The sequence below is a fragment of the Streptomyces sp. NPDC040589 genome (assembly GCF_055594445.1).
In genome coordinates, this window is record NZ_JBVIWP010000001.1 from 77,913 (window position 1) to 102,474 (window position 24,562).

General features: G+C 72.0%; 21 protein-coding genes. 10 read left to right on the forward strand and 11 right to left on the reverse strand.

What is annotated here, in order from left to right; translation table 11 throughout:
- Positions 1-25 precede the first annotated feature (25 nt).
- Genes ACZ58V_RS00300 through ACZ58V_RS00320 form a run of 5 tightly spaced genes read right to left on the reverse strand, consistent with a single transcriptional unit; the run spans position 26 to position 5,747 of the window.
- Positions 26-826: an ABC transporter permease gene (locus ACZ58V_RS00300; RefSeq protein WP_468195175.1), complete on the reverse strand. Its 801-nt coding sequence runs from the start codon at positions 824-826 to the stop codon at positions 26-28.
- Positions 827-1,756: an ABC transporter permease gene (locus ACZ58V_RS00305; protein ID WP_468195172.1), complete on the reverse strand. Its 930-nt coding sequence runs from the start codon at positions 1,754-1,756 to the stop codon at positions 827-829.
- Positions 1,756-2,901, reverse strand: coding sequence for an ABC transporter ATP-binding protein (locus ACZ58V_RS00310; RefSeq protein ID WP_468195171.1), 1,146 nt, complete (start codon positions 2,899-2,901; stop codon positions 1,756-1,758). Before ACZ58V_RS00310 ends, ACZ58V_RS00305 begins: the two co-directional genes overlap by 1 nt.
- A 5-nt stretch (positions 2,902-2,906) precedes the next feature.
- The gene (locus tag ACZ58V_RS00315) at positions 2,907-4,154 is read right to left on the reverse strand and encodes a polyamine ABC transporter substrate-binding protein (protein ID WP_471287693.1); all 1,248 of its coding nucleotides are present in this window, start codon (positions 4,152-4,154) and stop codon (positions 2,907-2,909) included.
- A 57-nt stretch (positions 4,155-4,211) separates the two neighbouring features.
- The gene (locus tag ACZ58V_RS00320) at positions 4,212-5,747 is read right to left on the reverse strand and encodes a gamma-aminobutyraldehyde dehydrogenase (RefSeq protein WP_468195165.1); all 1,536 of its coding nucleotides are present in this window, start codon (positions 5,745-5,747) and stop codon (positions 4,212-4,214) included.
- 199 nt (positions 5,748-5,946) lie between these two features.
- Here ACZ58V_RS00320 and ACZ58V_RS00325 point away from each other — a divergent pair, with 199 nt between their 5' ends.
- Positions 5,947-6,516, forward strand: a complete 570-nt coding sequence (locus ACZ58V_RS00325) for an NADAR family protein (RefSeq protein ID WP_468195163.1) — start codon at positions 5,947-5,949, stop codon at positions 6,514-6,516.
- Between the two features lie 56 nt (positions 6,517-6,572).
- Here the strand turns inward: ACZ58V_RS00325 and ACZ58V_RS00330 are convergent, their stop codons facing one another.
- Positions 6,573-7,046 carry a DUF4190 domain-containing protein gene (locus ACZ58V_RS00330; RefSeq protein ID WP_471287695.1) on the reverse strand — a complete coding sequence of 158 codons (474 nt, stop codon included), beginning with the start codon at positions 7,044-7,046 and terminating at the stop codon, positions 6,573-6,575.
- Positions 7,047-7,115: 69 nt separating this feature from the next.
- Positions 7,116-7,754: a DUF4190 domain-containing protein gene (locus ACZ58V_RS00335; protein ID WP_471287697.1), complete on the reverse strand. Its 639-nt coding sequence runs from the start codon at positions 7,752-7,754 to the stop codon at positions 7,116-7,118.
- A 241-nt stretch (positions 7,755-7,995) separates the two neighbouring features.
- Here ACZ58V_RS00335 and ACZ58V_RS00340 point away from each other — a divergent pair, with 241 nt between their 5' ends.
- Positions 7,996-9,057: an adenosine deaminase gene (locus tag ACZ58V_RS00340; RefSeq protein WP_468195157.1), complete on the forward strand. Its 1,062-nt coding sequence runs from the start codon at positions 7,996-7,998 to the stop codon at positions 9,055-9,057.
- Positions 9,054-9,779, forward strand: coding sequence for a glycerophosphodiester phosphodiesterase (locus ACZ58V_RS00345; protein WP_471287700.1), 726 nt, complete (start codon positions 9,054-9,056; stop codon positions 9,777-9,779). Before ACZ58V_RS00340 ends, ACZ58V_RS00345 begins: the two co-directional genes overlap by 4 nt.
- Here the strand turns inward: ACZ58V_RS00345 and ACZ58V_RS00350 are convergent.
- Both ACZ58V_RS00350 and ACZ58V_RS00355 read right to left on the reverse strand, forming a co-directional pair.
- Complete coding sequence (locus ACZ58V_RS00350) at positions 9,724-11,367, reverse strand: RNA polymerase sigma factor (RefSeq protein WP_471287702.1); 1,644 nt, start codon at positions 11,365-11,367, stop codon at positions 9,724-9,726. The two genes, ACZ58V_RS00345 and ACZ58V_RS00350, sit on opposite strands and share 56 nt — an antisense overlap.
- Before the next feature lie 168 nt (positions 11,368-11,535).
- Positions 11,536-14,325 carry an AAA family ATPase gene (locus ACZ58V_RS00355; protein WP_471287705.1) on the reverse strand — a complete coding sequence of 930 codons (2,790 nt, stop codon included), beginning with the start codon at positions 14,323-14,325 and terminating at the stop codon, positions 11,536-11,538.
- A gap of 296 nt (positions 14,326-14,621) precedes the next feature.
- On the opposite strand from ACZ58V_RS00355, the gene ACZ58V_RS00360 reads away from it, so the two are divergent.
- The 3 genes from ACZ58V_RS00360 (at position 14,622) to ACZ58V_RS00370 (ending at position 18,425) form a co-directional block, all read left to right on the forward strand.
- Positions 14,622-15,290 carry a helix-turn-helix transcriptional regulator gene (locus tag ACZ58V_RS00360; RefSeq protein WP_382830816.1) on the forward strand — a complete coding sequence of 223 codons (669 nt, stop codon included), beginning with the start codon at positions 14,622-14,624 and terminating at the stop codon, positions 15,288-15,290.
- Positions 15,291-15,435: 145 nt separating this feature from the next.
- Positions 15,436-16,128, forward strand: coding sequence for a Pvc16 family protein (locus ACZ58V_RS00365; protein WP_468195145.1), 693 nt, complete (start codon positions 15,436-15,438; stop codon positions 16,126-16,128).
- Entirely contained in the window at positions 16,125-18,425 is a 2,301-nt protein-coding gene (locus ACZ58V_RS00370; protein WP_471287709.1) for an ATP-binding protein, read from the forward strand. Before ACZ58V_RS00365 ends, ACZ58V_RS00370 begins: the two co-directional genes overlap by 4 nt.
- Positions 18,426-18,440: 15 nt before the next feature.
- Here the strand turns inward: ACZ58V_RS00370 and ACZ58V_RS00375 are convergent, their stop codons facing one another.
- Both ACZ58V_RS00375 and ACZ58V_RS00380 read right to left on the reverse strand, forming a co-directional pair.
- Complete coding sequence (locus ACZ58V_RS00375) at positions 18,441-19,844, reverse strand: RICIN domain-containing protein (RefSeq protein ID WP_468195140.1); 1,404 nt, start codon at positions 19,842-19,844, stop codon at positions 18,441-18,443.
- Positions 19,845-19,929: 85 nt separating this feature from the next.
- Positions 19,930-21,525, reverse strand: coding sequence for an eCIS core domain-containing protein (locus tag ACZ58V_RS00380; protein WP_468195139.1), 1,596 nt, complete (start codon positions 21,523-21,525; stop codon positions 19,930-19,932).
- A 254-nt stretch (positions 21,526-21,779) separates the two neighbouring features.
- Between ACZ58V_RS00380 and ACZ58V_RS00385 the strand changes: the two genes are divergently transcribed.
- The 4 genes from ACZ58V_RS00385 to ACZ58V_RS00400 are packed head-to-tail and all read left to right on the forward strand — an operon-like array spanning position 21,780 to position 24,543.
- On the forward strand, positions 21,780-23,378 hold the full coding sequence (locus ACZ58V_RS00385; RefSeq protein ID WP_468195136.1) for a phage tail sheath subtilisin-like domain-containing protein: 1,599 nt from the start codon (positions 21,780-21,782) through the stop codon (positions 23,376-23,378).
- Between the two features lie 57 nt (positions 23,379-23,435).
- On the forward strand, positions 23,436-23,879 hold the full coding sequence (locus ACZ58V_RS00390) for a phage tail protein (protein ID WP_189728071.1): 444 nt from the start codon (positions 23,436-23,438) through the stop codon (positions 23,877-23,879).
- Entirely contained in the window at positions 23,879-24,388 is a 510-nt protein-coding gene (locus tag ACZ58V_RS00395; RefSeq protein ID WP_468195134.1) for a hypothetical protein, read from the forward strand. Before ACZ58V_RS00390 ends, ACZ58V_RS00395 begins: the two co-directional genes overlap by 1 nt.
- Entirely contained in the window at positions 24,385-24,543 is a 159-nt protein-coding gene (locus tag ACZ58V_RS00400; protein ID WP_471287711.1) for a DUF6760 family protein, read from the forward strand. Before ACZ58V_RS00395 ends, ACZ58V_RS00400 begins: the two co-directional genes overlap by 4 nt.
- Positions 24,544-24,562: the final 19 nt, after the last annotated feature.

Here is a 24,562-nt window from a genome sequence, read left to right on the forward strand (position 1 = left end):
TCCCTACGGTGATGCCTTTATGCCTTTATGCCTTTTGCCTGTTGCGGCGATTTCCGACGGCCATGGAAGCCAGAACGAACAGTACGGCGACGACGAACATGGTCGTACCGATGACATTGATCTGAACGGGCGTTCCACGCTGCGCCGAGCCCCAGACGAACATGGGGAAGGTGACGGTCGAGCCGGCGTTGAAATTGGTGATGATGAAATCGTCGAAGGAGAGGGCGAAGGCGAGCAGAGCGCCCGCCGCGATTCCGGGGGCGGCGATCGGCAGGGTGACCCGCACGAAGGTCTGCACCGGGCCCGCGTACAGGTCCCGTGCCGCCTCCTCGAGTTTGGGATCCATCGACATGACCCGTGCTTTCACGGCCGTGACCACGAAACTCAGGCAGAACATGATGTGCGCGATGAGGATCGTCCAGAAGCCCAGCTGGGCGCCCATGTTGAGGAACAGGGTGAGCAGCGAGGCGGCCATGACGACCTCGGGCATCGCCATCGGCAGGAAGATCAGCGAGTTCACGGCGGAGCGGGCCCGGAACCGGTAGCGGACCAGCGCGAAGGCGATCAGGGTGCCGAGGAGGGTGGCACCGAGCGTCGCCCAGACGGCGATCTGGAGGCTGAGCGACAGCGAGCCGCACAGGTCGGAGACCCCGCACGGGTCCTTCCAGGCGTCCAGGGAGAACCGCTGCCATTCGTAATTGAAGCGCCCCTTCGGTTTGTTGAAGGAGAACACCGTCACGATGATGTTCGGCAGCAGGAGATAGCCGAGTGTCAGCAGTCCCGCGATGACGACGAGATTTCTCTTGAGCCAGTTGACGAAGGGCATTTAGACCAGATCCTCCGTCCCGGACCTGCGGATGTAGAGGGTGACCATGAGCAGAATGGCCGCCATGAGAATGAAGGAGAGCGCGGCCGCCGTCGGATAGTCCAGCACTCTCAGGAACTGCGTCTGGATGACGTTTCCGACCATGCGGGTGTCCGTGGAGCCGAGGAGGTCGGCGTTGACATAGTCGCCGGTCGCCGGGATGAAGGTGAGCAGCGTGCCGGAGACGACTCCCGGCATCGACAGCGGGAAGGTGACCTTGCGGAAGGTCGTCCAGGGCTTCGCGTACAGATCGCCCGCGGCCTCGTGCAGCCGGCCGTCGATGCGCTCCAGCGAGGTGTAGAGCGGCAGGATCATGAACGGCAGGAAGTTGTACGTCAGACCGCAGACCACGGCGAGCGGTGTCGCCAGGACGCGGTCGCCGGCGGTCCAGCCGAGCCAGTTGGTGACGTCCAGGACGTGCAGCGTGTCGAGCGCGCCGACGAGCGGGCCGCCGTCCGCGAGGATCGTCTTCCACGCCAGGGTACGGATCAGGAAGCTGGTGAAGAACGGCGCGATCACCAGGATCATGATCAGGTTCCGCCAGCGGCCCGCGCGGAAGGCGATCAGGTACGCGAGCGGGTAGCCGAGCAGCAGGCACAGGATCGTGGCGGTGCCCGCGTAGAGCACCGACCGGACGAACTGCGGCCAGTAAGCGGACAGCGCGTCCCAGTACGTGGCGAAGTGCCAGGTGACCTTGTAGCCCTCCTCCAGGGAGCCCGTCTGCACGGACGTGGAGGCCTGGTAGATCATCGGCAGCGCGAAGAAGACCAGCAGCCAGAGGATGCCGGGCAGCAGCAGCCAGTACGGCGTCCAGCGGCCCCTGCGCTTGGGGGGTTTCGGCTCGGGGGCTTCCGGTGCGAGCGGCGGTGGCGCCTCGGTGAGTGTGGACATCAGGCCGCCTCTTCCACTCCGGCCTCGGCGTCCTGGGCGGCGTCCAGGCCGAAGGTGTGGGCCGGGTTCCAGTGCAGGACGACCTCGGCGCCGGGCACCAGCCGGGGGTCGCGGTCGATGTTCTGGGCGTAGACCTCGAAGTCGGAACAGACCGGGCTGTCGACGACGTACTGCGTCGAGACACCGATGAAGCTGGAGTCGGCGATCCGGCCGGTGATGCGGTTGCGGCCCTCGGGTATCTCGCCGGCGTCGTCCGCGTGGGCGAGGGAGATCTTCTCCGGGCGCACCCCGACCAGCACCTTGCCGCCGGTCGTCGCGGGCGCGCCGCACCGGGCCTCGGGCAGGACGAGCTTGCCGCCGCCCGCCTTCAGCACGAGCTCCTCGCCGCTCTTGGAGTCGACCTCGGCCTCGATGAAGTTCGAGGTGCCGAGGAAGTTGGCGACGAACGTGGTGCGCGGGTTCTCGTAGAGGTCGGTGGGCGCGCCCAGCTGCTCCACGCGGCCCGCGTTCATCACGGCGACCGTGTCGGCCATGGTCATGGCCTCCTCCTGGTCGTGCGTGACGTGCACGAAGGTGATGCCGACCTCGGTCTGGATGCGCTTGAGCTCCAGCTGCATCTGGCGGCGCAGCTTGAGGTCGAGGGCGCCGAGCGGCTCGTCGAGCAGGAGCACCTTGGGGTGGTTGATGAGCGCGCGGGCCACGGCGACGCGCTGCTGCTGGCCGCCGGAGAGCTGGTGCGGCTTCTTGCGGGCCTGCTCGCCGAGCTGCACGAGGTCGAGCATCTCCCCGACCTGCTTCTTCACCGACTTGACGCCGCGCCGGCGCAGACCGAAGGCGACGTTCTCGAAGATGTCGAGGTGCGGGAAGAGGGCGTACGACTGGAAGACCGTGTTCACCGGCCGCTTGTACGGCGGGAGCGCGGTCACGTCCTGGTCGCCCAGCGACACGGTCCCGGAGGAAGGTTCCTCCAGACCGGCGATCATGCGCAGGGTGGTGGTCTTGCCGCAGCCGGAGGCGCCGAGCAGGGCGAAGAAGGAGCCCTGCGGCACGGTCAGGTCGAGCGGGTGGACGGCGGTGAAGGCGCCGTAGGTCTTGGCTATGCCCTTGAGGCGGACGTCGCCGGTGGAGTCTGTCTTGTTCGTCATGGTGGTCACGCCCCCGTCAGCTTCGCGAACTTCGCTTCGAACTCGGTCTCTTCCTTCGAGCTCAGCGAGCGGAAGGCGTGGGACTTCGCGGCCATGGCCTTGTCGGGGATGATCAGCGGGTTGTTCGCCGCGTCCTTGTCGATCTTCTCCAGCTCGGCCTTCACGCCGTCGACGGGGCACACGTAGTTGATGTACGCGGCGAGTTCGGCGGCCGGCTTCGGCTCGTAGTAGAAGTCGATGAGCCGCTCGGCGTTCGTCTTGTGACGGGCCTTGTTGGGGATCAGCAGGTTGTCGGTCGACGTCATGTAGCCGCTGTCCGGGATGAGGAAGTCGATGTCGGGGCTGTCGGCCTTGAGCTGGACGACGTCACCGGCCCAGGCGACGCAGGCGGCGAAGTCGCCGCTGGTCAGGTCCGAGGTGTAGTCGTTGCCGGTGAAGCGGCGGATCTGGCCCTTGTCGACGGCCTTCTGGAGCCGGGCTATGGCCGCGTCGTAGTCGTCGGCGGTGAACTTCGCCGGGTCCTTGCCCATGTCGAGCAGCGTCATGCCGACGCTGTCGCGCATCTCCGACAGGAAGCCCACACGCCCCTTGAGCTTGGGGTTGTCGAGCAGGTCGGAGAGCGACTTCACCTCGACGCCGTCGAGGGCCTTCTTGTTGTACGCGATGACGGTGGAGATGCCCTGCCAGACGTACGAGTAGGCGCGGCCCGGGTCCCAGTCGGGGCTGCGGAACTGGGCCGACAGGTTGGCGTAGGCGTGCGGCAGGTTGCTCGGGTCGAGCTTCTGCACCCAGCCCAGGCGGATGAGCCGTCCGGCCAGCCAGTCGGTGAGGACGATCAGGTCGCGGCCGGTGTCCTGGCCCGCGGCGAGCTGCGGCTTGATCTTGCCGAAGAACTCGTTGTTGTCGTTGATGTCCTCGGTGTACTTGACCTTGATGCCGGTGCGTTTCGTGAACTGCTCCAGCGTCGGGTGGTGTTTGCCGCTGTCGTCGACGTCCATGTACTCGGTCCAGTTGGAGAAGGCGACGGTCTTCTCCTTGGCCGAGTGGTCCTGCGCCGAGACGCCGCCCTGCGACTGGCCCGCCGCCGGGATGCCGCAGGCGCTCAGCGTCCCGAGTCCGCCGGCCGCGAGCGCCCCGCCGGCGGAGGCGCGGAGCAGGGACCGCCGGGTGAGGGCGGCCCTGCCGTTCCTGAAGCTGCGCCGCACGGCGGCCACTTGGGCCGGGGACAGGCGGTCGGGCTCGTACTGCTCCATGCGCGTGGTGCCCTTTCGGAGGGTGGGCGGCCGCGGGTCAGGCGGCCTGACTTCCTGCTATCGGTCCCCGAAGACGGTGCGGTGCCAGTCCTTCGCGGCCACCGCGGTGTTGTCGAACATGACGTGCTTGATCTGGGTGTACTCCTCGAACGAGTACGCGGACATGTCCTTGCCGTAGCCGGAGGCCTTGTGACCGCCGTGCGGCATCTCGCTGATGATCGGGATGTGGTCGTTGACCCAGACGCAGCCCGCCTTGATCTCTCGCGTGGCCCGGTTGGCCCGGTACACGTCCCGGCTCCAGGCGGAGGCCGCGAGCCCGTACGGCGTGTCGTTGGCGAGGGCGATGCCCTCGTCGTCGGTGTCGAAGGGCAGCACCACCAGGACGGGCCCGAAGATCTCCGACTGGACGGCCTCGCTGTCCTGGGCCGCGTCGGCGATGAGGGTGGGCCGGTAGTAGGCACCCTTGGCCAGCTCGCCTTCCGGTGCCTCTCCGCCGGTCACCACGCGCGCGTAGGCACGCGCCCGGTCGACGAAACCGGCGACCCGGTCCCGCTGGACGTGCGAGATCAGCGGCCCGAGGTCGGTGCCGGGGGCGAAGGGGTCGCCGAGCCGGACGCTCTCCATGAGCGCGGCGGTCCGCTCCACGAAGGCCTCGTACAGCGGCCGCTGCACGTACGCGCGCGTGGCGGCCGTGCAGTCCTGCCCGGTGTTGATGAGCGCGCCCGCGACCGCGCCGTGGGCGGCGGCCTCCGGGTCGGCGTCGTCGAAGACCACGAAGGGCGCCTTGCCGCCGAGCTCCAGATGGAGGCGCTTGACGGTGGCGGTGGCGATCTCCGCGACGCGCTTGCCTACGGCGGTGGAGCCGGTGAAGGAGGTCATGGCCACGTCGGGGTGGCCGACGAGGTGCTCGCCGACCTCCCGTCCGGTGCCGGTGACGATGTTGACGACACCGTCCGGGATCCCGGCGTCCGTCGCCGCCTGGGCGAAGAGCAGCGAGGTCAGCGGGGTGAGCTCGGCGGGCTTCAGGACGATGGTGTTGCCCGCCGCGATCGCCGGGAGGACCTTCCAGGCGGCCATCTGGAGGGGATAGTTCCAGGGCGCGATCGACCCGACCACGCCGATGGGCTCACGCCGGACGTACGACGTGTGGTCGCCGGAGTACTCACCGGCCGACTGCCCCTGGAGATGCCGCGCGGCACCGGCGAAGAAGGCGGTGTTGTCGATGGACCCCGGGACGTCGAACTCGCGGGACAGCTTCAGCGGCTTGCCGCACTGCAGCGACTCGGCGCGGGCGAAGTCCTCGGCCCGGTCGGCCAGGACTGCGGCGAACCGGTGCAGAGCGTCGGAACGCTCGCCGGGCGTGGCGCCCGCCCAGCCGGGGAAGGCCTCGCGGGCCGCGGCGACGGCCCGGTCGACGTCGGCCGTGCCGGCCAGCTCGTAGCGGAGGACCTCCTCGCCCGACGCCGGGTCGACGACCGCGTGGGTACGGCCGGAGGTGCCCCTGGTCAGGCGGCCCGCGATGAACTGAGCGCCCTCCTCGAAGCGCTCCGCGGCCGGAAATCGGTCCGGGGTGGCGTTGCCCGGGTTGTGCATGTGGCTCTCCTCCGTGTCCCCTGGTGGGGCCGGCGTGGCTCAGGCTCGATTTGAGTGCCGATCCTGACAGAGGGATGTCACACCAACAAGGGATTCCGTTGTTGATTTTTGGTTACGCGACGGAATCTGTCGACCAGGTGTCGAGTCCGCCACGAAAAGGCAGGACGGTGTGTCAGTGGTGCGTGCCAGACTCGGGTGCATGGAGAAGATCACGGGGGCGGTCGTTTCCCGGGAGGCCCTGATCAGGGCCTGCCGCGACGGGGCGAGGATCAGGTATCTGCACTTCTGGGGGCACCGGCCGCGGCCGGACGGCCGGATCGGGGCGAGCTGTCTGAGCCAGTGGTGGCCGGCGCCGTTCACGGTGGCCGGCGTGGAGTACGCGACGGCCGAGCACTGGATGATGGCGGGCAAGGCCCGGCTGTTCGGGGACGCGGCGGCTGAACGTGCCGTGCTGGCCGCCGCCCGTCCCGCCGAGGCGAAGAAGGCCGGGCGGCTGGTGCGCGGCTTCGACGAGGCGATATGGGAGCGGGAGCGGTTCCGGATCGTCGTGGACGGCAGCGTCCACAAGTTCGCCGCGCATCCCGGGCTGCGGGAGTTCCTGCTGAACACGGGCGAGAGGGTGCTGGTCGAGGCCAGCCCCGTGGACCGCGTGTGGGGCATCGGGCTGGCCGCGGACGACGAGGCGGCGTCGGATCCGGAGCGGTGGCGGGGGCCGAACCTGCTGGGGTTCGCGCTGATGGCGGCGCGGGAGCGGCTGCGCGGGGCCTGAGCGCGGGCATGAGTGAGGGGCCGGTCCTTGGGACCGGCCCCCTGTGAGCGGCGGTTTCAGCTCGCCGCGCCGAGTCCGCCCATGATGCTGGCGAAGAGCAGGAACCCCAGCAGCGGCAGGATCACGGTCGCGATGATGCCGCAGACCAGGCCGGCGGTCGCCGCGCCCTTGTTGGTGGCCTCACCACGGGTGGCCCTGCGACGGCCGATGGCGCCGAAGATGATCGCGAGGATGCCCAGGATCACGCCGAAGAACCACAGCAGGAAGGTCACGCTGCACACCACGCCGATGATGCCCAGCACCAGTCCGGTGGTTCCCATGCCGTTGCTCGGCTGCGCGGGCATCGCGTAGCCCGGCGCCTGCGGGTAGCCCACGGGCGGCGCGGCCGGGTAGCCGGGGCTGCCCTGGGGGTAGCCGTAGCCCGGGCCGGACTGCTGCGGGTAGCCGTAGCCGGGGGCCGGCTGCTGCGGGGGCTGCGGCGGCTGGGACGGCGGACCGAACCCACCTGGGGTGGGATTGGTGTTGGACATGGACGAACTCCCCTCCGTTGTCAGACCAAGGCATCGTAGTAGCCAAGTCCGCCGAGGAGGACGGGTGTTTCAGCGGTGGGACGGGGCGGTGGCCACGGGGCCGTGGGCGCCGTAGTACGGGTCGTCGTCGGACGAGGTGTCGCTGTTGATCGCGGCCGTGATGCCGACGGCGATCAGGACGATCACCGTGATGCCGAGGATGATCCCGATGATGCCCATGATCAGACCCGCCTGGGCCTGGCCGTGGTTGGTGGCGACTCCCGCCTCGGCCCGCTTGCGGCCCTTGAGGCCGAAGACCACGGCGAGGATGCCGGTGACGAGCGAGACCACGCCGTACAGGCAGAACAGCGTGCAGGAGACGATGCCGAGCACCATCGCCGCGATGCCCATGCCGTTCTGGGGGACCATCGGCATGCCGGACCAGCCGTAGCCGCTCTGGGGGTAGCCGGAGCCCGCCTGGGGGTAGCCGGGGTAGCCGTAGCCGCCGGGCGCTGCCGGCGGGGGCGGGACCGTGGGGCCGGAGCCGGTGTGGTCGAACTGCGGCGTGCCGGTGGGCGGGGTGAAGCCGACGCTGGGCATCGAGGTGACCGTGGCCTGGTCGTGCACGGACGGCGGCGGTGGCGTCTGGTTCTTGTCGAGTGAGGTCTTGTGCTCCGGAGGCGCCCACGGGTCGTGGCTGCTGCCGTCAGGTTGCGTCGCGTCCGTCATCTTGTATCCCCCCGGGATCGTTCGTGCCGTCATGCTACGGGGCGGTTCGGTGCGTGCCATCGTGCGGGTGCGTCGGGGCTGGTCGCGCCCACGCGGCGAAGCCGCATGTCGATATAGCCCCGCGCCCCCGAAAAAGAAGGGCGATGCACCCACGGCATACGATGCTTCCGAGTCATCGATCAGCCGATCACCCGCGCCCGCCTGCCCCGTGCCGGCAGGGGCGCCGTTCCGGGGAGGAACCTTGACCCAGCATCTCGTCGACCCCCGCGCCCCGCGCGATCTCGCGGCGTTCATCGCGGAACTGCCCAAGGCCGAGCTGCATGTACACCACGTGGGTTCCGCCTCTCCCCGGATCGTGTCCGAGCTGGCCGCCCGGCATCCCGACTCCAAGGTGCCGACCGATCCCGCCGCCCTGGTCGACTACTTCAGCTTCACCGACTTCGCCCATTTCATCGAGGTGTACCTGTCGGTCGTCGATCTGATCCGCACCCCGGAGGACGTCCGGCTGCTCACCTACGAGGTGGCCCGTGACCTGGCCCGGCAGCAGGTGCGGTACGCCGAGCTGACCATCACTCCGTTCTCCTCCACCCGCCGCGGCATCGACGAGCGTGCCTTCATGGACGCGATCGAGGACGCCCGCAAGGCCGCCGAGTCCGAGTTCGGGACCGTGCTGCGCTGGTGCTTCGACATCCCCGGCGAGGCCGGTCTGGAGGCCGCCGAGGAGACGACCCGGCTCGCCACCGACGACCGGCTGCGCCCGGAGGGCCTGGTCTCCTTCGGGCTGGGCGGGCCCGAAGTCGGCGTGCCGCGTCCGCAGTTCAAGCCGTACTTCGACCGGGCGATAGCGGCCGGGCTGCACTCCGTACCGCACGCCGGCGAGACCACCGGCCCGGAGACGGTGTGGGACGCCCTCACGCATCTGCGGGCCGAGCGCATCGGCCACGGCACCAGCTCCGCGCAGGACCCCAGGCTCCTCGCGCACCTCGCCGAGCACCGGATCGCGCTGGAGGTGTGCCCGACCTCCAACATCGCCACGCGCGCGGTCCGCACCCTCGACGAGCACCCCATCAAGGAGTTCGTCGAGGCCGGGGTCGTCGTCACGATCAACTCCGACGACCCGCCGATGTTCGGCACCGACCTCGACAACGAGTATGCGGTGGCCGCCCGGCTGCTCGGCCTCGACGAGCGAGGCCTGGCCGAGCTGGCGAAGAGCGCCGTCGACGTGTCGTTCCTGGACGCGGCGGGCAAGGCCCGGATCAAGGGCGAGATCGACACGTACACCGCGGGGTGGCTCGACCGGTGACCCCTGTTCCCCTCGCCGTCGGCCACCGCGGCGACCCCTACCGCCACCGCGAGAACACCGTCGCCTCGCTGCGCTCCGCGCTTCGACGGGGCGCGGACGCGGTGGAGATCGACGTACGCCTCACCCGGGACGGCGTGCCGGTGCTGCTGCACGACGACACGCTGAAGCGGCTCTGGGAGCAGGAGCGGCCGGTGCGCGCGCTGTCCTGGGAGGAGGTGCGCGGGCTGACCGGCGGCGGGGTGCCGTCCCTGGCGGAGGCGCTGGCCGCGACCGACGGGCACCGGGTGATGATCGACCTGCCCGGCTCGCCCGGCGTGCGGGCCGTGCGCCGGGTCATGGACGCCGTAGGGGAGGCCGGGGCGGCGGACCGCGTGTACTACTGCGCGGGCGCCGACGCCATGCTCGCCGTGCGCGCGGCGGACCCGGACGCGGAGATCGCCCTGACCTGGACGACCCTGGCCCCGCCCCGGCCGGTCCTGCTGGAGGCGATCCGCCCGCGCTGGCTCAACTACCGTTTCTCGCTGGTGGACCGGCCCCTCGCCGAGCAGGTGCGCCGCGACGGGTATCTGCTGTCCGTGTGGACCCCCGACACCCGCCGCTCCATGCGACGGCTCCTGGACGCCGGGGTGGACTCGATCACGACCAACCGCGTCGACGTGCTGTGCGCTACACGCGCGAGCGCTGCGGCACCGTCGCCGGATCGTCCGGGGTCGAGCGGGTGACGTACTGCGGCACCGGCGCGCTGTCCGTGCCGGTGTCGCGGACGAGGCCGTAGCGGAGGGCGCCCTGGGCGGGACCCGCGTTGATGTCCTCCTCCACGGCCTGCCGGTTCGACGGGAAGACGGTCAGGCCGTAGTCGCAGCCCCGTTCGTTCTGGGTGAGGGTGACGGTGCCGTCGACCCAGAAGTACTCGTTCTGCCACATCTGCTGGGTGCCTGACGGCAGTTCGGCGTACCCGATGGCGGGCCCGCCCATGCCGGTGGCGTAGCCGTCCGGGGCGCCGGGCAGCGGGTCGTCCATCCTGCGCCAGCCGCCTGAGGCCACGTGGAAGAGCTTGCCCTTCAGGCCGGTCCAGGAGGGCATGACCAGCGCGCCGGGCCGGGACTTGGGCGAGATCTGCCAGCGGACCAGGACATAGCCCCGGCCGCTCAGCGTCACGCTGTCGCCCCGGTGCTGCATGACGGCCTTCGGGCCGCCGGTGCTGGTGATGCCGGCCTCGGGGCGGCGCGGCAGGGCGGCGGGCCGGGTGTTCGGGTCGGGTGCGCGGTCGACGGCGTCGACGACCGTGCCGTAGAGGTCGGCCTTCTTCGTCGGCGAGGGCTTCGGGGCGGGCGGGGCGGAGGTCGGTGGGGGTGGTGCGGGCGTGGTGGCCGTCGCCGTGGGGGTGACCGCGGCCCGGGGCGGCGGTGCGTCCGGCGGCTGGGTGACGACGTAGGCGCCGCCCGCGACGATGGTCGCGCCGGCGGTCATCGCGACGGCCGGCTTGGTGAGGGCGCCGAGCAGCTTGGCCGACCAGCCGACGGAGCCTGCGGTGCCCGCGGCCACGGCCGTCTTGCCGCCGAAGGCGAGCGACAGGGTGAACCCGACGGGCAGCGGGACGAGCGCGATGCCGACCAGGAGGCGTTCCGCCGGTACGACGGACGCGCGGGTGCCGCCGCAGTAGCCGCAGCCGCGGATGTGGCGGGCCAGCCGTTTGCGCCACACCGAGTCGGGCCGGCCGTTCCAGCGGCCGGTCAGCTCGCGCAGGTCGGCGCAGGCGCCGTCCAGGGCGCGGACGATGCCGCGCGAGGTCTCCAGGCGCTCCTTCATCCGCTGGACGCGCACGGCGGCGTGCTGCCGGGTGATGCCGACGGCGGCGGCCAGTTCGCGCCGGGTCAGTTCGCCCGCGACCTCCAGCCACCACAGCGACAGCAGCTGCCGGTCCTCGTCGTCGAGCCATCGCGCCGCCTCGGCGACCTCGCGCCGCTGGCCCTCCAACTGGAGTCGTAGCACGGTCAGGTCGGCGAAGTCGGAGGACGCCGTCTCCTCCAGCCGGTCCGGGGTCCTGCGGCGTGCGCGGTCCCGTATCTGCCGCATGGCGATCGCCACCAGCCAGGACCGGAAGCTGTCCGGGTCGCGCAGGGAGCCGAGGTTGCCGACCGCGCGCAGCATGGTCTCCTGGACGACGTCGTCGACGTCGGCGTGGCCGTTCAGGGCCCGGCCCACGATGTTGTAGACCAGCGGCAGCCAGCCCGCGACCAGATCATCCAGCGCCTGCCGGTCGCCGTCCCGCGCCGCCGTGACGGTGGCGCGCCAGTGCTGACTGTCCACGGTGGCCTCTCGACGCCTGGGATCACTGATGTCCGGATCACTGATGTTCCGCACGCACCCTCTCAGCCGGTCCGGGGGTCCCCGCCATGTCGGGGATCACAGGGTGGAGATGGCGTGAAGGGCGGGGCGATAACACTTTTTGGCGCCGGGGCCTTCTTCCGTGATGGGTCAGTCCCCGCTCAAAGCCTGTCCCAGCTCACCTCTCCGCCGTATGCCCAGCTTCTTGTACGTGCTGGTCAGGTGGGTCTCGACGGTGCGCCGGGCGAGGTGGAGGAGGCCGGCGATCTCGGTGTTCGTACGGCCGCCGGCCGCCAGCCGGGCGATGCGCAGCTCGCTCCCGGTGAGGGCGCCGGAGCCGGTGCGGGCGGTGGCGGCGCGGCGGGCCCCGCCCTCGCGCAGGGCCTCCTCCGCCAGGGTCCGCAGCCGCACCGCGCCCAGGCGTTCGGCGCGTTCCGCGGCGGTCCGCAGACAGCCCCGGGCGCGGGCGCGTTCGCCCGCGGCGGTCAGCTGCCGGCCCTGCGCCAGGAGCGCGGCCACCAGCTCCCCCTCCGTGGCGGCCGGCGCGTCCGCGAGGAGGGCCACCGCCTCCTCGGCCAGGCGCAGGCCCCGGCGGCCGCCGGTGACCGTGCCGAGCACCCTGAGGGCGCGGCCGACCGTGCGGGGCGTGCCCCACACCCGGGCCAGGCGCAACTCCTCCTCGGCCAGGGCGAGCGCCTCCTGGGGGCTGCCGAGGGCCAGTCGGCATTCGGCGGCGGCGGAGCGCCACGGGGTGACGACCGGGCTGACCACCTCGCGGGCACTCTGGCGGCGGCCGCACTCCAGGAAGTCGTGCAGGGCCCCGGCCGTGTCGCCCGCGGCGGCGCGCTGCAGGCCCCGGGCGTACAGGAAGCGGTTCAGCTCCCAGTTGTCGGGCGCCTCGCGCAGGTCGAAGCCGTCCGCGAGCCGCCGGGCCTCGGCGGTGCGGCCGGTCTCCACGAGTGCGATCAGGGTGGTGGCGTGCACGTTGGAGGGGCCGTGGGCGTGGGTGGGGGGTTCGGCGGGCAGCAGCGTGTACTCGCCGCGCGCGGCGGCGATGTCGGCCCGCGTGTTGAGCAGTGCCGCGTGCATGGGGTGCAGCAGGTCGGGGCGCTGTCCGGCCAGGCCGCGGTCCACGAGGCGGTCGGCCTCGTCCAGTTCGTCGGCCCACTGGGCGACCGCGGCGGACGTGCCGAGCAGGAAGGGCTCGGTCAGCGGATGGGCCGGCTCGGCGAGCAGCGCGCGCACCTGCCGCATCGCGTCACCCGCCGAGGTCAGTGCGGCGCTGGCCGCGTACCGGACGAGCAACGCCCGGGTCGCCGGTCCTACGAGTTCCGGTGAGCGCTCGGCGGTCTCGGACAGGCGGCGGTACACGTCGCTGCGGACCGTCTGGTCCTGGTCGGACAGCAGGGCGGACGCGGTCTCCAGGGCACCGCCCAGGTCGGGGTGTCCGGTGAGCTGGCCGTCCACCGTGCGCAGCACCTCGACGGCGGCGCGGGCCCGGCCGCGTCCGGCCAGCGCGGTGCCGAGGGCCACGGCGGCACGCACCCGGTCCTGCGGTGTGCCGTGCAGCCCGAGTGCCTCGGTGAGCCGGGGGATACCGGCCGAGGAGTCCCGGCCCGCGCACTCCAGGGAGCCCAGCTCGGTCAGCACCCGCTGCCGGTGGTCGTCGGGCAGCGGCTCCTCCAGGGCCCTGCGCAGGAACGCGACGGCGTCGTCGGAGCGGCCGTCGCGCAGCGCGAGGGAGGCGGCGTCCCGCAGCACGGCCGGGGCCCAGGAGGCGCCCACGGGGCCGGACCGCAGCAGGTGCCGTGCCACCGCCGCGGTGGGGGCACCGCGATGCAGCATCGCCTCGGCGGCGGTCCGGTGCACCGCGCGCCGCCGGGCCGCGGGGACGCCGGTGAGTACGGCGTCCCTCAGCAGCGGATGGGCGTAGCGGGGCAGTCCGTCCGGGCCGGGGCGCAGCAGGCCGAGCCCGGTCATCGCGGTGAGCCAGCCCGCCACCCGGGCCGGATCGGCACCGGCGAGCTCCCCGAGCAGACCGGCCGGCGCCTCGCGCACGCCCGCTCCCCCTCCGGCCCGCTCCCTTCCCTCCTCGAGCACGGCGAGAGCCCGGGCCACCTCCGCCGTGCCGTTCCCGGCACTGTCCAGCCACCACCGCACGGCGGCCACATACGAGCCCTGGTACAGGGCGGCGGAGGCCTCGGGAAGGTCGGGGTACGTCGCGTACCCGGCGGAGGCGCCGAGGTCGTCCAGGAGGGCCCTCAGCAGCAGGGGGCTGCCCGCGCCGGCCCGGACACAGCTCTCGACCCATGCCGTGGGGGCGTTCGGGTGCTCCGCTCGCACCAGGCCGGTCGCCGAGTCCGGGGTGAGCGGGGACAGGGTGTGGGTGTCGACGAGGGCGGGAGAGAGGGTGTGGGTGAAGCCCGGGGACGGCGGATCGACGTCGTACTGGCTGCGTTCGGTGACGGCCAGCAGGATCGGCAGAGGTAATCGGTCCACGTGCCGGGCGGCCTCCACCAGCCAGCGGTACGAGGGGCCGTCGGCGAGGTGGACGTCGTCCACGGCGAGCAGCAGCGGGGACTCACCGGCGTACGAGCGCAGCGCGTGCCGGAACACGGCGCCCTGCTCGCGTTCGTCGCCGGCCGGGTCGAACTGACCCGAGCCCGGTACGGGTCCGAGGAGCTGGAGCACGGCGGCGAAGGGCCCCGCCGCACAACCCGGCGAGCAGCGGGCACGCATCACCCGCACGCCTTGTGCGGCGGCGGCCTCAGCGGCTGCCTCCAGGACGCTGGTCCGGCCGGTGCCGGTCGCTCCGCGCACCAGCACGAGGCCGCCCGTTCCGGACCGGGCGCGTGCGAGGCCGGCCGTCAGCAGGGCGGCGGCCTCCCGGTGTTCGGCCGGCCGCGCACGCCGCAGCTGCTCGGGCTGAGGATCAGGCATTCCTGCCTCCCTGGTCGGACGTGGCGTCTTCCCCCGTCGAGGACGGCCTGCGCCCGGGGCTGGTGCCGTGACAAGTGCCACGGCGTCGAGTTCCGGCCCCGGTGGAACCGGACGGGCCGTCACCGCAGGCCGCTGTGCGGCCGTCGGCGGTCTCGTGGTCGGCGCGGGGCCGATCTCGTGGTGCGTCTCGTGGTGATCCACGATTGCGACCGGACCGTCCGCCCCAGAAGGGTGAGGAGTGCACATCCGCCACCGGCCCCACCGAGGTGGCGCGTACGCGGACATAGGGGAAACGGTTGCTCAGCTCATCGCGGACCACACGCCCCGGCACGGCCGACTCCGCGTCCCGGATACCCGTGGCGGTGCACGCCACGGACCCGATATCGCGCGAGGGAGCGCTCAGCCAGCTGCGCCGGTTCCCGGAGATCGACCTGCGGGAGGAGACCGAGTCGGGCCCCGGCACGGTGGCCCTGCTCATCGACGACGTCCTCGACGACACCGCCCTGACCCGGCTGCGCCGGCTGGTGCGCAGCGAGGGCGCGCGGGCGGTGCTCGTGGTGTCCGCGCTGCGGGAGACGGAGCTGCTGGACGTGATCGAGTGCGGGGTCGGTGCCATCGTGTGGCGCCGCGAGGCCACCGCGACCCGGCTGGTGCAGGCCGTGCTCGCGGCCGCCCGGGGCGACGGCGACCTGCCCGCCGATCTGCTCGGCCGGCTGATCAACCAGGTGGGCACCCTGCATCGCGGCGCCGCCGGCCGTACCGGCGCTCCGGCCTCGGGGATGACACCCCGTGAGGTGGACGTACTGCGGCTGGTGTCCGAGGGACTCGACACCGGTGAGATCGCCAGCAAGCTGTCCTACTCCGAACGCACCGTCAAGAACGTGATGCACGGGCTGACCACCCGACTGCACCTGCGTAACCGGGCCCACGCCGTGGCCCATGCCCTGCGGGAAGGCTACATCTGACCGAACGGGCATCCGAAGTCGCCCCCACGGGCAGCGCTTTCTGCCCCGCCGCCGTCCCCGGCGCCCCTGCGGGCCGGGGCGGGGCGGAGGGCAGGATCGGATACGGCGGCGCACAGCACGGCAGGGCGGGAACGGGAGCACATCGGTGATCCACGAAGTGGACGAGGTTCTCAAGAACCTGCTCAGCGGCGGCGCGCTGGCCGGTTCCGGCATCGACGTCGCGCTCGACGCGCCGACCCGTGACTGGGCCGCCCGCCGCAACGCGCCCACGATCAACGCCTATCTGTACGACATCCGGGAGGACGTCGCCCGACGCCAGCGGGGCCATGTCCCGATCCACGACGAACGGGACATCGTCGTCAAGCACCGGCAGCCGCCCCGCTGGTTCCGGCTGTCGTACCTGGTCACGGCGTGGACGAAGCAGCCCCAGGACGAACACCGGCTGCTGTCCGCGGTGCTGGCCACGCTGATCCCGCGCGAGCTGATCGGCCCCTCCGAACTTCCGGGTTCCCTGGGCGCGTTGGGCATGACGATCCCGATGTCCGTGGCCGGCACGCAGACCGAGTCGCGTTCCCTCGCGGAGATCTGGTCCGCGCTCGGCGGTGAACTCAAGCCGTCCCTCGACCTCGTGATCACCGCTCCCTTCCCGGCCTACCCCGAGTACGACGCCGGTCCGCCCGTCACCGAGGGCGTCGCGGTCCGTGTCCGCACCGTGGACGGCACACCGCCGAAGACGGAGGAACGCGCGCACAGCGCACGGCAGGTGGCGGCGGCACAGGAGGCCCGGGAGGCCCGCAGGACGGCCCGCCGGGGGCGGGGGCCGGGCCGCACGACATGACCACGCAGACGTCCGACACCGATACCCCCGCCACCGCACTCCTCGCCCGCCTCACCGAGCTGCGGGACCGGGTCGCCCTGCTGGTGGAGCACCGGTCCGCCGGCGACCCGACGGCCGGCGACCCGCTGCGCGGCCTGTACCTGTCGGAGGAGGCCGTACGGCATCTGCTGCGCCCGGCCGAGCCGTTGCCCCTCACCTGCCCCGGCACGGACGGGCCGCCCGGTGACCGTCTGGCCGGCCTCTCCGCCCGGTTCGGCCTGACCGAGCTCGACACCGCGCTGCTCCTCATCGCCCTCGCCCCCGACCTGGACCGCGGCTTCGAGCCGCTGTACGGCTACCTCAACGACGACGTCAGCCGCCGGCGGGCCACCGTCGCGCTCGCCCTCGACCTGTGCGGGATCCCCGTCCACCTGGCCGAGGGCCGGGCCCGCCTGCATCCCGCGGCCCCCCTGTCCGCGCTCGGTCTCCTCACCGTGGAGGATCCCGAACGGCCCTTCCTCAGCCGCGCCCTGCGCGTACCGGACCGCCTCGTGGCCCACCTGCTCGGCGACGACACCCCCGACGCGTCACTCACCGGGCATCTACACGCGCTGCCCGCGCCGGAGCCCGGTACGGACCTCCGGCAACCGGGCCAGGACGCACCTGCTCCCCGCGCGGACCTCCTGGCCCCCGACCGGGACGCACCGGCCCCCGGCGCGGACCTCCGGGAACCTGACGACGACACACGACCGCCCGGCGCGGCCCACACCGGCCAGGACGCACCGCCCACCAGCACTGACCACCGGGGACCTGACCACGACGCACGCGCCCCCGGCACCGACCACCCCGATCCCGGCCAAGACGCACCGCCCCCCGGCGCCGACCACCGAGCCCCCGACCACGACGCACCAGCCCCCCGCGCAAACCCCCGGGACCCCGCCGCCCCGGACGACGAGGCCGACCGGATCGCCCAGCGGCTGGCCGCCCGGCTGGGCTCCGGTCCCCCGCCCACCGTGTATCTGCGCGAGCGCCGTGAGGGCGACGGGCTCCCCTGTGTGGCCGCCGCCCTGCGCGCCGCGGGGGTCGCGGCCGTGCGGTTCACGGGGCCCGAGGACCGTGTCCCGGACCTGCTGCGGGAGGCCCGGCTGACTGACCGTGCGGTCGTCGTCACGGGGCTGCCGGAGCAACCGGCGGCGCTGTTCCGGGAGTTGGCCGCGGCGGTCGACGTCCCCGTGCTGGTGACCGGGTCCCGCCCGTACGACCCCCAGTGGTGCGACGAGGACCCCCTCGTCCTGGAGGCACCCGCACGGCGCGCGGGCGCGGTGGACGCCTGGTCGGCCGCCCTCGGCGGAGAACCCGGCTTCGACCTGGCAGCCACCGTCGCCCCGTACCACCTCGCCGGCGAGCACATCACCCGTGCCGCCCGCGCGGCACGGAGCCTCGCCGACTTCGACGGGACCCCGCTCTCCCCCGCCCATCTGCGCCTCGCCGCCCGGCAGCAGTCCGCCTCCGGCCTGGAGCAGCATGCCCGCCGGATCCGGCCCGACGTGGACTGGCGGGACCTCGTCCTGCCCGACGCGCCCCTGACCCAGCTGCGGGAACTCGCCCTGCGCGCCCGCCACCGCGACCGGGTCCTCGGCGACTGGCGGCTCAGTGCGGGCGGCGGCCGGGGCCGGGGTGTCCTCGGCCTGTTCGCGGGCGAGTCCGGCACCGGAAAGACACTCTCGGCGGAGGTCGTCGCGGCCGACCTCGGGCTCGATCTCTACGTCGTCCAGCTGTCGTCCGTCGTCGACAAGTACGTCGGCGAGACCGAGAAGAACCTGGAACGCATCTTCACCGAGGCAGACCGCACCGACGCGGTGCTCCTCTTCGACGAGGCCGACGCCGTCTTCGGCAAGCGGTCCGAGGTGAAGGACGCGCACGACCGGTACGCCAACCTGGAGAGCGCCTACCTGCTCCAGCGGCTGGAGTCCTTCGACGGCATCGCGCTCCTCACCACCAACCTGCGCGCCAACATCGACGAGGCGTTCACCCGGCGCCTGGACCTGATCGTCGACTTCCCGTTCCCGGACGCCGGGCAGCGCGTCGCGCTGTGGCGGCACAGCCTCTCGCACGTGCCCGGCGCCGACGGCATCGAACTCGACGCGGTGGCGGGCGGCTTCGAACTGGCGGGCGGCTCCATCCGCAGCGCGGTGGTGACCGCCGCGTACCTGGCCGCCGGTCGCGGAGGGCACGTCACAGCGGACGACCTCCTGGAGGGCGCCCGCCGCGAGTACCGCAAGGCCGGCCGCCTGGTGCCGGGGGAAGGCACCTGGTAGCGGCCGGCCGGGCCGTCAGCCGTCCGAGGGCTGGACGATCTTCCACTCCTGGTCGTCCGTGTTGGAGCAGTGGAACAGGGTGAGGTTGCTGCCGTCACCGCCGGTGCTGTAGCCGGACACGTCCAGGCACTTGCTGTTGCTGGCGTAGTTGCGGATCCAGTAGGCCCCGCTCTCCTGCTTGTCGATCCACCACAGCTGGTTGTCCTGCATCGTGCCGTCGCAGGTGTACTCGGTGATCCCGGACGGCACGGGGGCAGCCCCGAAGTTCGGCAGGTCCATGCAGAGCTGGTCCTTGACGTTGCGGATCTGGAAGAGCGCGTGCCCGCCCGGCCCCTTGTTCGCGTACTTCACCTCCAGGTTCCACCGCTGGTTGTCCTGCTGGGTCTCGTCGCAGGTGAACTGCTTGACCGGCCCGTCGGCCTTGTTCTGGGCGGCGGCCGCGCACTTCTTGGTGGTGGGGTTGTACAGCAGGACGTTCATCGCCGGCACCACGGGCTTCGGCTTCTTCTTGGCGGGCGGCGGCGGTGCGGCACCCCCGCCGCCCTGCCCCGCACCGGCCTCCGACTCCTGCTCCTGCGGCGTCGGCGACGGGGGCGGCGCCGAGGTCAGGGTCGGGGTGGGTGTCGGGGAGGGCGCGAGGGTGCTGCCGGCGCCGACGGGCGACGCGTCGGCCTTGGTGGTGACCGAGGGCTTGTAGGCGAGCCACAGCATGAGGAACGTGAACGCGAGGGCGAACAGGATCCCGAAGAGGGTCGCCAGCCAGCCCGGCAGGAAACCGCGCTGGACGAACGTCCCCTCCACGGGCATCGCCGTGGCGCCGGACCGCTGCACGGCGAGGGTGTAGGGCCGCTGTTCCTTCGACCCGAACCAGATGATGTTCTTGGGCTTGAGCGTGGTCTTGACGAACGCGGCCCGCCCCGGCTCGATCTGCACATTGGCCGGGTGGATGTCGTACGACAGCTCGTCGCCGTTGTCGCTGCCGCTCAGGGACGCGGTCAGCTTGGTGTTGCCCACGTTGTCGACGGCGAGCCGGGGCCGCCCCCGGAACCGCCCCTTGACCGTGGGCGGCACCAGCTCCGCCCGCACCTCGGTGAACGGCGTGATGGTCAGATTCCCCTCGGGGACGGTCGTCGCCTCGGGGTGCTCGGTCGGCGTGATCCGCACCGCGTACGGGTTCGGGCCCGCCGTGGCGTCCGGCGTACGCGGCGGCGCGAACGTCAGCTCCACCGTGCCGGTCGTGCCGGGGTAGAGGCGCAGGGACGCCGGCTCCACGGTCGTCCAGGGGGCGACGGGGCCGACCGGTTCGAAGCGGTACTCGTCGACGACGTCACCGGTGTTGCGCAGGCGCAGGCGCACGCGCGTGCTGCTGCCCGGGTCGACGGTCGCGGAGGCGGGTTCCAGAGATGTCCACAGGCTCACGTCGCGACGCTAGCCGGGGTGCCCACGGCACGTCAGGAAGCTAAAGGGCAGGATGAGAGGGCCGAACGGGCCACGGTGCGGGCCGTCAGGTCCGGGGCGTCGGCGCTCCGGTCGCCGTCAGGACGAACTGGGCGTAGGAGTCGGCGTTCATGAGGGCGCGCCGGCCCAGGGCGTACCAGTTGGACTGCTTGCCCAGGTACGTCTGCTCGTCCTTGCCGTTGAACTCCTTCGGATCGCGCACCTTGCGCCGGTCGAGCATCGCGGGCTCCATCGCGGCCGCGACCTCGGGATCCGCCGAGGCCGTGAACTCGTCCTCCTGCACCTCCTCGAAGTACGGGCTGTACTGGTAGTCGAGTGTTCCGGCGAACCGGTGCGTGGCCTCGTGGACGATGTACCAGGCGATCTGGCCCGGCTCCAGCAGGTGGATCGGCCCTGAGCGCTCCATCAGGGGCGGCAGTTCCTCGCTCATCTTGTCGTGGCCGAGGCTGAACAGACCCGCCATGTTCTCCGACAGGTTCCCGTCGACCCAGGCGGTGGCGTTGCCGGGCACGCCCGGCACCCCGCTGCCGACCAGGGCGATCTTCGCGCCCTGCGCGTTCAGTCCGTCTTGGATGCGCTGGATGATCTCGGCGATCCGGGGCAGGAACGGCGCGAGCTGCCCGGGAGGGGCGGTCCGGAACACGGGAAAGCCCGACTGCAGACCCGCCAGCAGCGGGCCCGCGGGCGCGCCGTTGGCGTCTTTGAGCATCTTCAGTGCCGAGGCGATGCGGTGCTTGGCCTCGGCCACCGCGCGGCTGGTCTGTGTCCTGCGCCGGACGAGGTCCTTCTCGGAGATCCGGCCCTTGGTGGAGAACGCGACGTTCTCGCTGCTGTGGAGCTGCTCGCTCTCGTCGTCGTACGTGTCACCCGGGTGGGGCTTCCGCCCGGGGTCGAGGCCCAGCTCGGCGGAGGTCTTGAGAGCGCCGGAGCCGCCCTCGCTCCGCCACCGGTAGTGCGGTCGTTCGCGTTCGTCCTGCACGCTGGCGCCCTGGTCGAACGCCCACACGGTCCGCTGGACCGCCCCCGCGGCCGGTGCGCTCGCGACCGGCCCTGCCGTGTCCTTGGCCGGGGTCGGCTGGACCGCCGGCACCGGCCCGCTCATCACCCGCCGGGCGTTGTCCACCGCGTGCCGCTCGCCCGAGTCGCCGACGTCGGACATCCTGACGCCGGCGCCGTTGTCCGTACCGGGGACGGGGCCGGCCATCTGGTCCTGGAAGTGGGTGAGTTCGTGCGCCCAGTCCTCCTTGGTCAGCGGCGCGCCCTCGACGATGTGGGCCCCGGAGGTGTACGCCTTCGCGCCCAGCTCCGCCGCCGAATCCCGGGCCAGCGGCCCCTTGTGCACGCGTACGCCGCTGAAGTCGGCGCCGCCGAAACGGGCCTCCATCTCGGTCTGCAGCCCGGAGTCCATGCGCTGGCCCGGGGTGTTCAGCACGTCGTGCACCAGGGCGCGGCGCTGCACGGAGGGCGTGTGCCCGCAGTGCGCGTCGTGCTCGTGCCGCTCCTCCGCCACGGTCCGGGCCACGGCCGCGTTGCCGGCCATGCGCTGGAGTGCCAGCATCGGGTGCGCCGGCACGCCGGGCGCGTTCGCGCGGCGATCGTCCCGATCGGCGGCCTGCCTGCCCCCTGTTCCGTGTGCGTGCACGGCGTTCTCCTCGACACTCGACTCGTCACTGGACGGCTGACCCGTCAGTTTCACCCGCCACGGGAGTGGAACGGGAGGGCCACGAGGGCAGAGGTGAGGGCAGGGCGCGCGCGGCGAGGGCCGGGGCACCGTCGGAAGTGCCCTTGCGGGCAACCGGATTGCCCCCGCTTCGGCACCGGAGGCCGTTTCCCCGCAGGTCCGGCGCGCGCGAGGGTGAGAGCTGTTCGTGTCTCGTACCCCGAGGAGAGCAGAGCATGCCGTCCTACCTGTCGCCCGGCGTCTACGTCGAGGAGGTGGCCAGCGGCTCGCGCCCGATCGAGGGGGTGGGGACGTCGGTGGCGGCCTTCGTCGGACTCGCGCCGACCGGACCGCTGAACGAGCCGACACTGGTCACCAACTGGACGCAGTACGTGGCGGCCTTCGGTGAGTTCACCGACGGGTACTACCTCGCGCACTCCGTCTACGGCTTCTTCAACAACGGCGGTTCCGCCGCGTACGTCGTCCGCGTGGGGGGCTCCTCCGAGGGCGCTCCCGCCGAGGCCGGCCAGGGGCCCGCCGCCGTCACCGGCCGTTCCGGCAACGCCCCGGCCGCACTGCCCGCGGGCGAGCCGAAGCAGCTCGGGACCTTCGCCGTCACCGCCGTGGCGCAGGGCGACCTGAGCGTCGAGGTCGCGGACCCCGAGGGCGAGGGTCCCGCCGAGCGGTTCAAGCTCATCGTCAAGGACGGTGACAAGCCGGTCGAGACGTTCGACGTGACCGCGAAGAAGGGCGGCCGCAACTACGTCGTCACGCAGGTCAAGGAGCGCTCCAAGCTCATCACCGTCACCGAGGCCGCGCCGGCCGCGCAGCTGGCCCGCCCGGACAACCAGACCGTGGCCCTCGCCGCCCCGGCGCCCGCGCCCGCCGCGCCCGCCGCCCCCACCGGGAACGCGGACGCCTCGCACCCGGGCCCGGCCCAGTACCTCGGCGACTCCGCCGACCGCACCGGCTTCGGCGGCCTGGAGGCCGTGGACGAGGTCTCCATGGTGGCCGTCCCCGACCTGATGGCCGCCTACCAGCGCGGCGCGATCGACCTGGAGGCCGTCAAGGCGGTCCAGCTCGGGCTGATCGCGCACTGCGAGCTGATGGGCGACCGGGTCGCCGTGATCGACCCGCCGCCGGGCATGAACGCCCGCCAGATCCGGGTCTGGCGCCAGGAGACCGCCGGCTACGACTCCAAGTACGCGGCCCTGTACTACCCCTGGATCAAGACCTTCGACCCGGCTACCGGCCATGCCCGGCTGGTGCCGCCGAGCGGCCATGTCGCCGGCATCTGGGCCCGCAACGACGCCGAGCGCGGTGTCCACAAGGCCCCCGCCAACGAGGTCGTCCGCGGCGCCGTCGACCTCGAACTCCAGATCACCCGCGGCGAGCAGGACCTGCTCAACCCGATCGGCGTCAACTGCATCCGCGCCTTCCCCGGCCGCGGCATCCGCGTCTGGGGCGCCCGCACCCTCTCCTCCGACCCGGCCTGGCGCTACCTCAACATCCGCCGGTACTTCAACTACCTGGAGGAGTCGATCCTGATCGGCACCCAGTGGGTGGTGTTCGAGCCGAACGACCACAACCTGTGGGCGCGGATCCGGCGCAACATCTCGGCGTTCCTGGTCAACGAGTGGCGCGACGGCGCCCTGTTCGGCCAGCGCCCCGAGGAGGCGTACTACGTCAAGTGTGACGACGAGACGAACCCGCCGGAGTCGGTCGACGTCGGCCGGGTGGTCTGCGAGATCGGCATCGCCCCGGTGAAGCCCGCCGAGTTCGTGATCTTCAGGCTGGCCCAGTTCTCCAGCGGCGGCGGGGAGCTGGAGGAGTAAGCCCCGGCCGCACACCCGCCATCCACCAAGACCCCCCAGAAGGACTGCGAACAGCACATGAGCCTTTCGCCGGGTGACTCCCTCACCTCACACAATTTCGGGCTGCAGATCGACGGCGTCATGGTCGAGTACCTCGCCGAGGTCAGCGGCCTGTCCATGGAGCAGGACGTCATCACGTACCAGCAGAACACCCAGAACGGCCAGAACAAGGTCGTGAACCTGCCGGGCGTGAAGAAGAACGGGACCTGCACGGTCGTCCGCGGCATGACCCAGTCGGCCGCGTTCACCGAGTGGATCAACCAGTCGATCACCGGCCAGATGAGCACGGCCCGCAAGAACGCGTCCATCATCATGATGGACTACCAGAGCAACCCGGTGAAGCGCTACAACATGCGCAACGCGTGGTGCAGCAAGATCGACACGAGCACCGTGAAGGCGGGCGAGGCGTCGGCGCTCACCGAGACCGTCACCATCGTGTTCGAAGAACTGGACATCGAGTAATGCGGCGTACGGCTGCCAGGGCCGGCGGCGCGGTCATGCACGCGGGCGCCGACGCGGCGGGGACGGTGGGGCCGGGGCCGATGCAGGCCCCGCCCGCCGCCCCGGTCCCGGAGCAGGCCGCGCCGCAGCAACAGTACGAACTGCGCACCGAGTTCCCCTTCCAGCTGCCGCGCGGGTACGTCGACGAGGCGGGCACCGTCCACCGCGACGGCGTGATGCGCCTGTCGACGGCCCGGGACGAACTCGTGCCGCTGCGGGACGTGCGGGTGCAGGAGAACCCGGCGTTCCTGTCGGTGGTGCTGCTGGGCCGGGTGATCACCCGGCTCGGCACGCTGCCGAATGTGCACGACGGGACCGTGGAGAACATGTTCGCCTCGGACCTCGCCTTCCTGCAGGACTTCTACCGCCAGATCAACGCGGAGGGCCACACCCGCGCGGCGGTGGAGTGCCCGCACTGCGCGGAGCCCTTCGAGGTGGAACTCGGCGGGAGCCGCCTGGGGGAATCGTGACGTACGCGACCGACCGGCTGCACGAGGAGATCGCGTACGTCGCCTACCACTTCCACTGGAGCATGGACGAGATCCTGGACCTGGAACACCGCGACCGCCGCCGCTACACGGCCGAGATCGCGTCCCTGGTCACGCGGGGCGGGGCGGAGGACTGAGGCATGGGGTTCCTGGACC

Bases quoted from the DNA above. Each gene is read 5' to 3' on its own strand.
- ACZ58V_RS00385 (WP_468195136.1), top strand. From the start codon at position 21,780: ATGCCGTCCTACCTGTCGCCCGGCGTCTACGTCGAGGAGGTGGCCAGC.
- ACZ58V_RS00300 (WP_468195175.1), bottom strand. From the start codon at position 826: ATGCCCTTCGTCAACTGGCTCAAGAGAAATCTCGTCGTCATCGCGGGA.
- ACZ58V_RS00310 (WP_468195171.1), bottom strand. From the start codon at position 2,901: ATGACGAACAAGACAGACTCCACCGGCGACGTCCGCCTCAAGGGCATA.
- ACZ58V_RS00395 (WP_468195134.1), top strand. From the start codon at position 23,879: ATGCGGCGTACGGCTGCCAGGGCCGGCGGCGCGGTCATGCACGCGGGC.
- ACZ58V_RS00315 (WP_471287693.1), bottom strand. From the start codon at position 4,154: ATGGAGCAGTACGAGCCCGACCGCCTGTCCCCGGCCCAAGTGGCCGCC.
- ACZ58V_RS00320 (WP_468195165.1), bottom strand. From the start codon at position 5,747: ATGCACAACCCGGGCAACGCCACCCCGGACCGATTTCCGGCCGCGGAG.
- ACZ58V_RS00370 (WP_471287709.1), top strand. From the start codon at position 16,125: ATGACCACGCAGACGTCCGACACCGATACCCCCGCCACCGCACTCCTC.
- ACZ58V_RS00335 (WP_471287697.1), bottom strand. From the start codon at position 7,754: ATGACGGACGCGACGCAACCTGACGGCAGCAGCCACGACCCGTGGGCG.
- ACZ58V_RS00355 (WP_471287705.1), bottom strand. From the start codon at position 14,325: ATGCCTGATCCTCAGCCCGAGCAGCTGCGGCGTGCGCGGCCGGCCGAA.
- ACZ58V_RS00305 (WP_468195172.1), bottom strand. From the start codon at position 1,756: ATGTCCACACTCACCGAGGCGCCACCGCCGCTCGCACCGGAAGCCCCC.
- ACZ58V_RS00325 (WP_468195163.1), top strand. From the start codon at position 5,947: ATGGAGAAGATCACGGGGGCGGTCGTTTCCCGGGAGGCCCTGATCAGG.
- ACZ58V_RS00330 (WP_471287695.1), bottom strand. From the start codon at position 7,046: ATGTCCAACACCAATCCCACCCCAGGTGGGTTCGGTCCGCCGTCCCAG.
- ACZ58V_RS00390 (WP_189728071.1), top strand. From the start codon at position 23,436: ATGAGCCTTTCGCCGGGTGACTCCCTCACCTCACACAATTTCGGGCTG.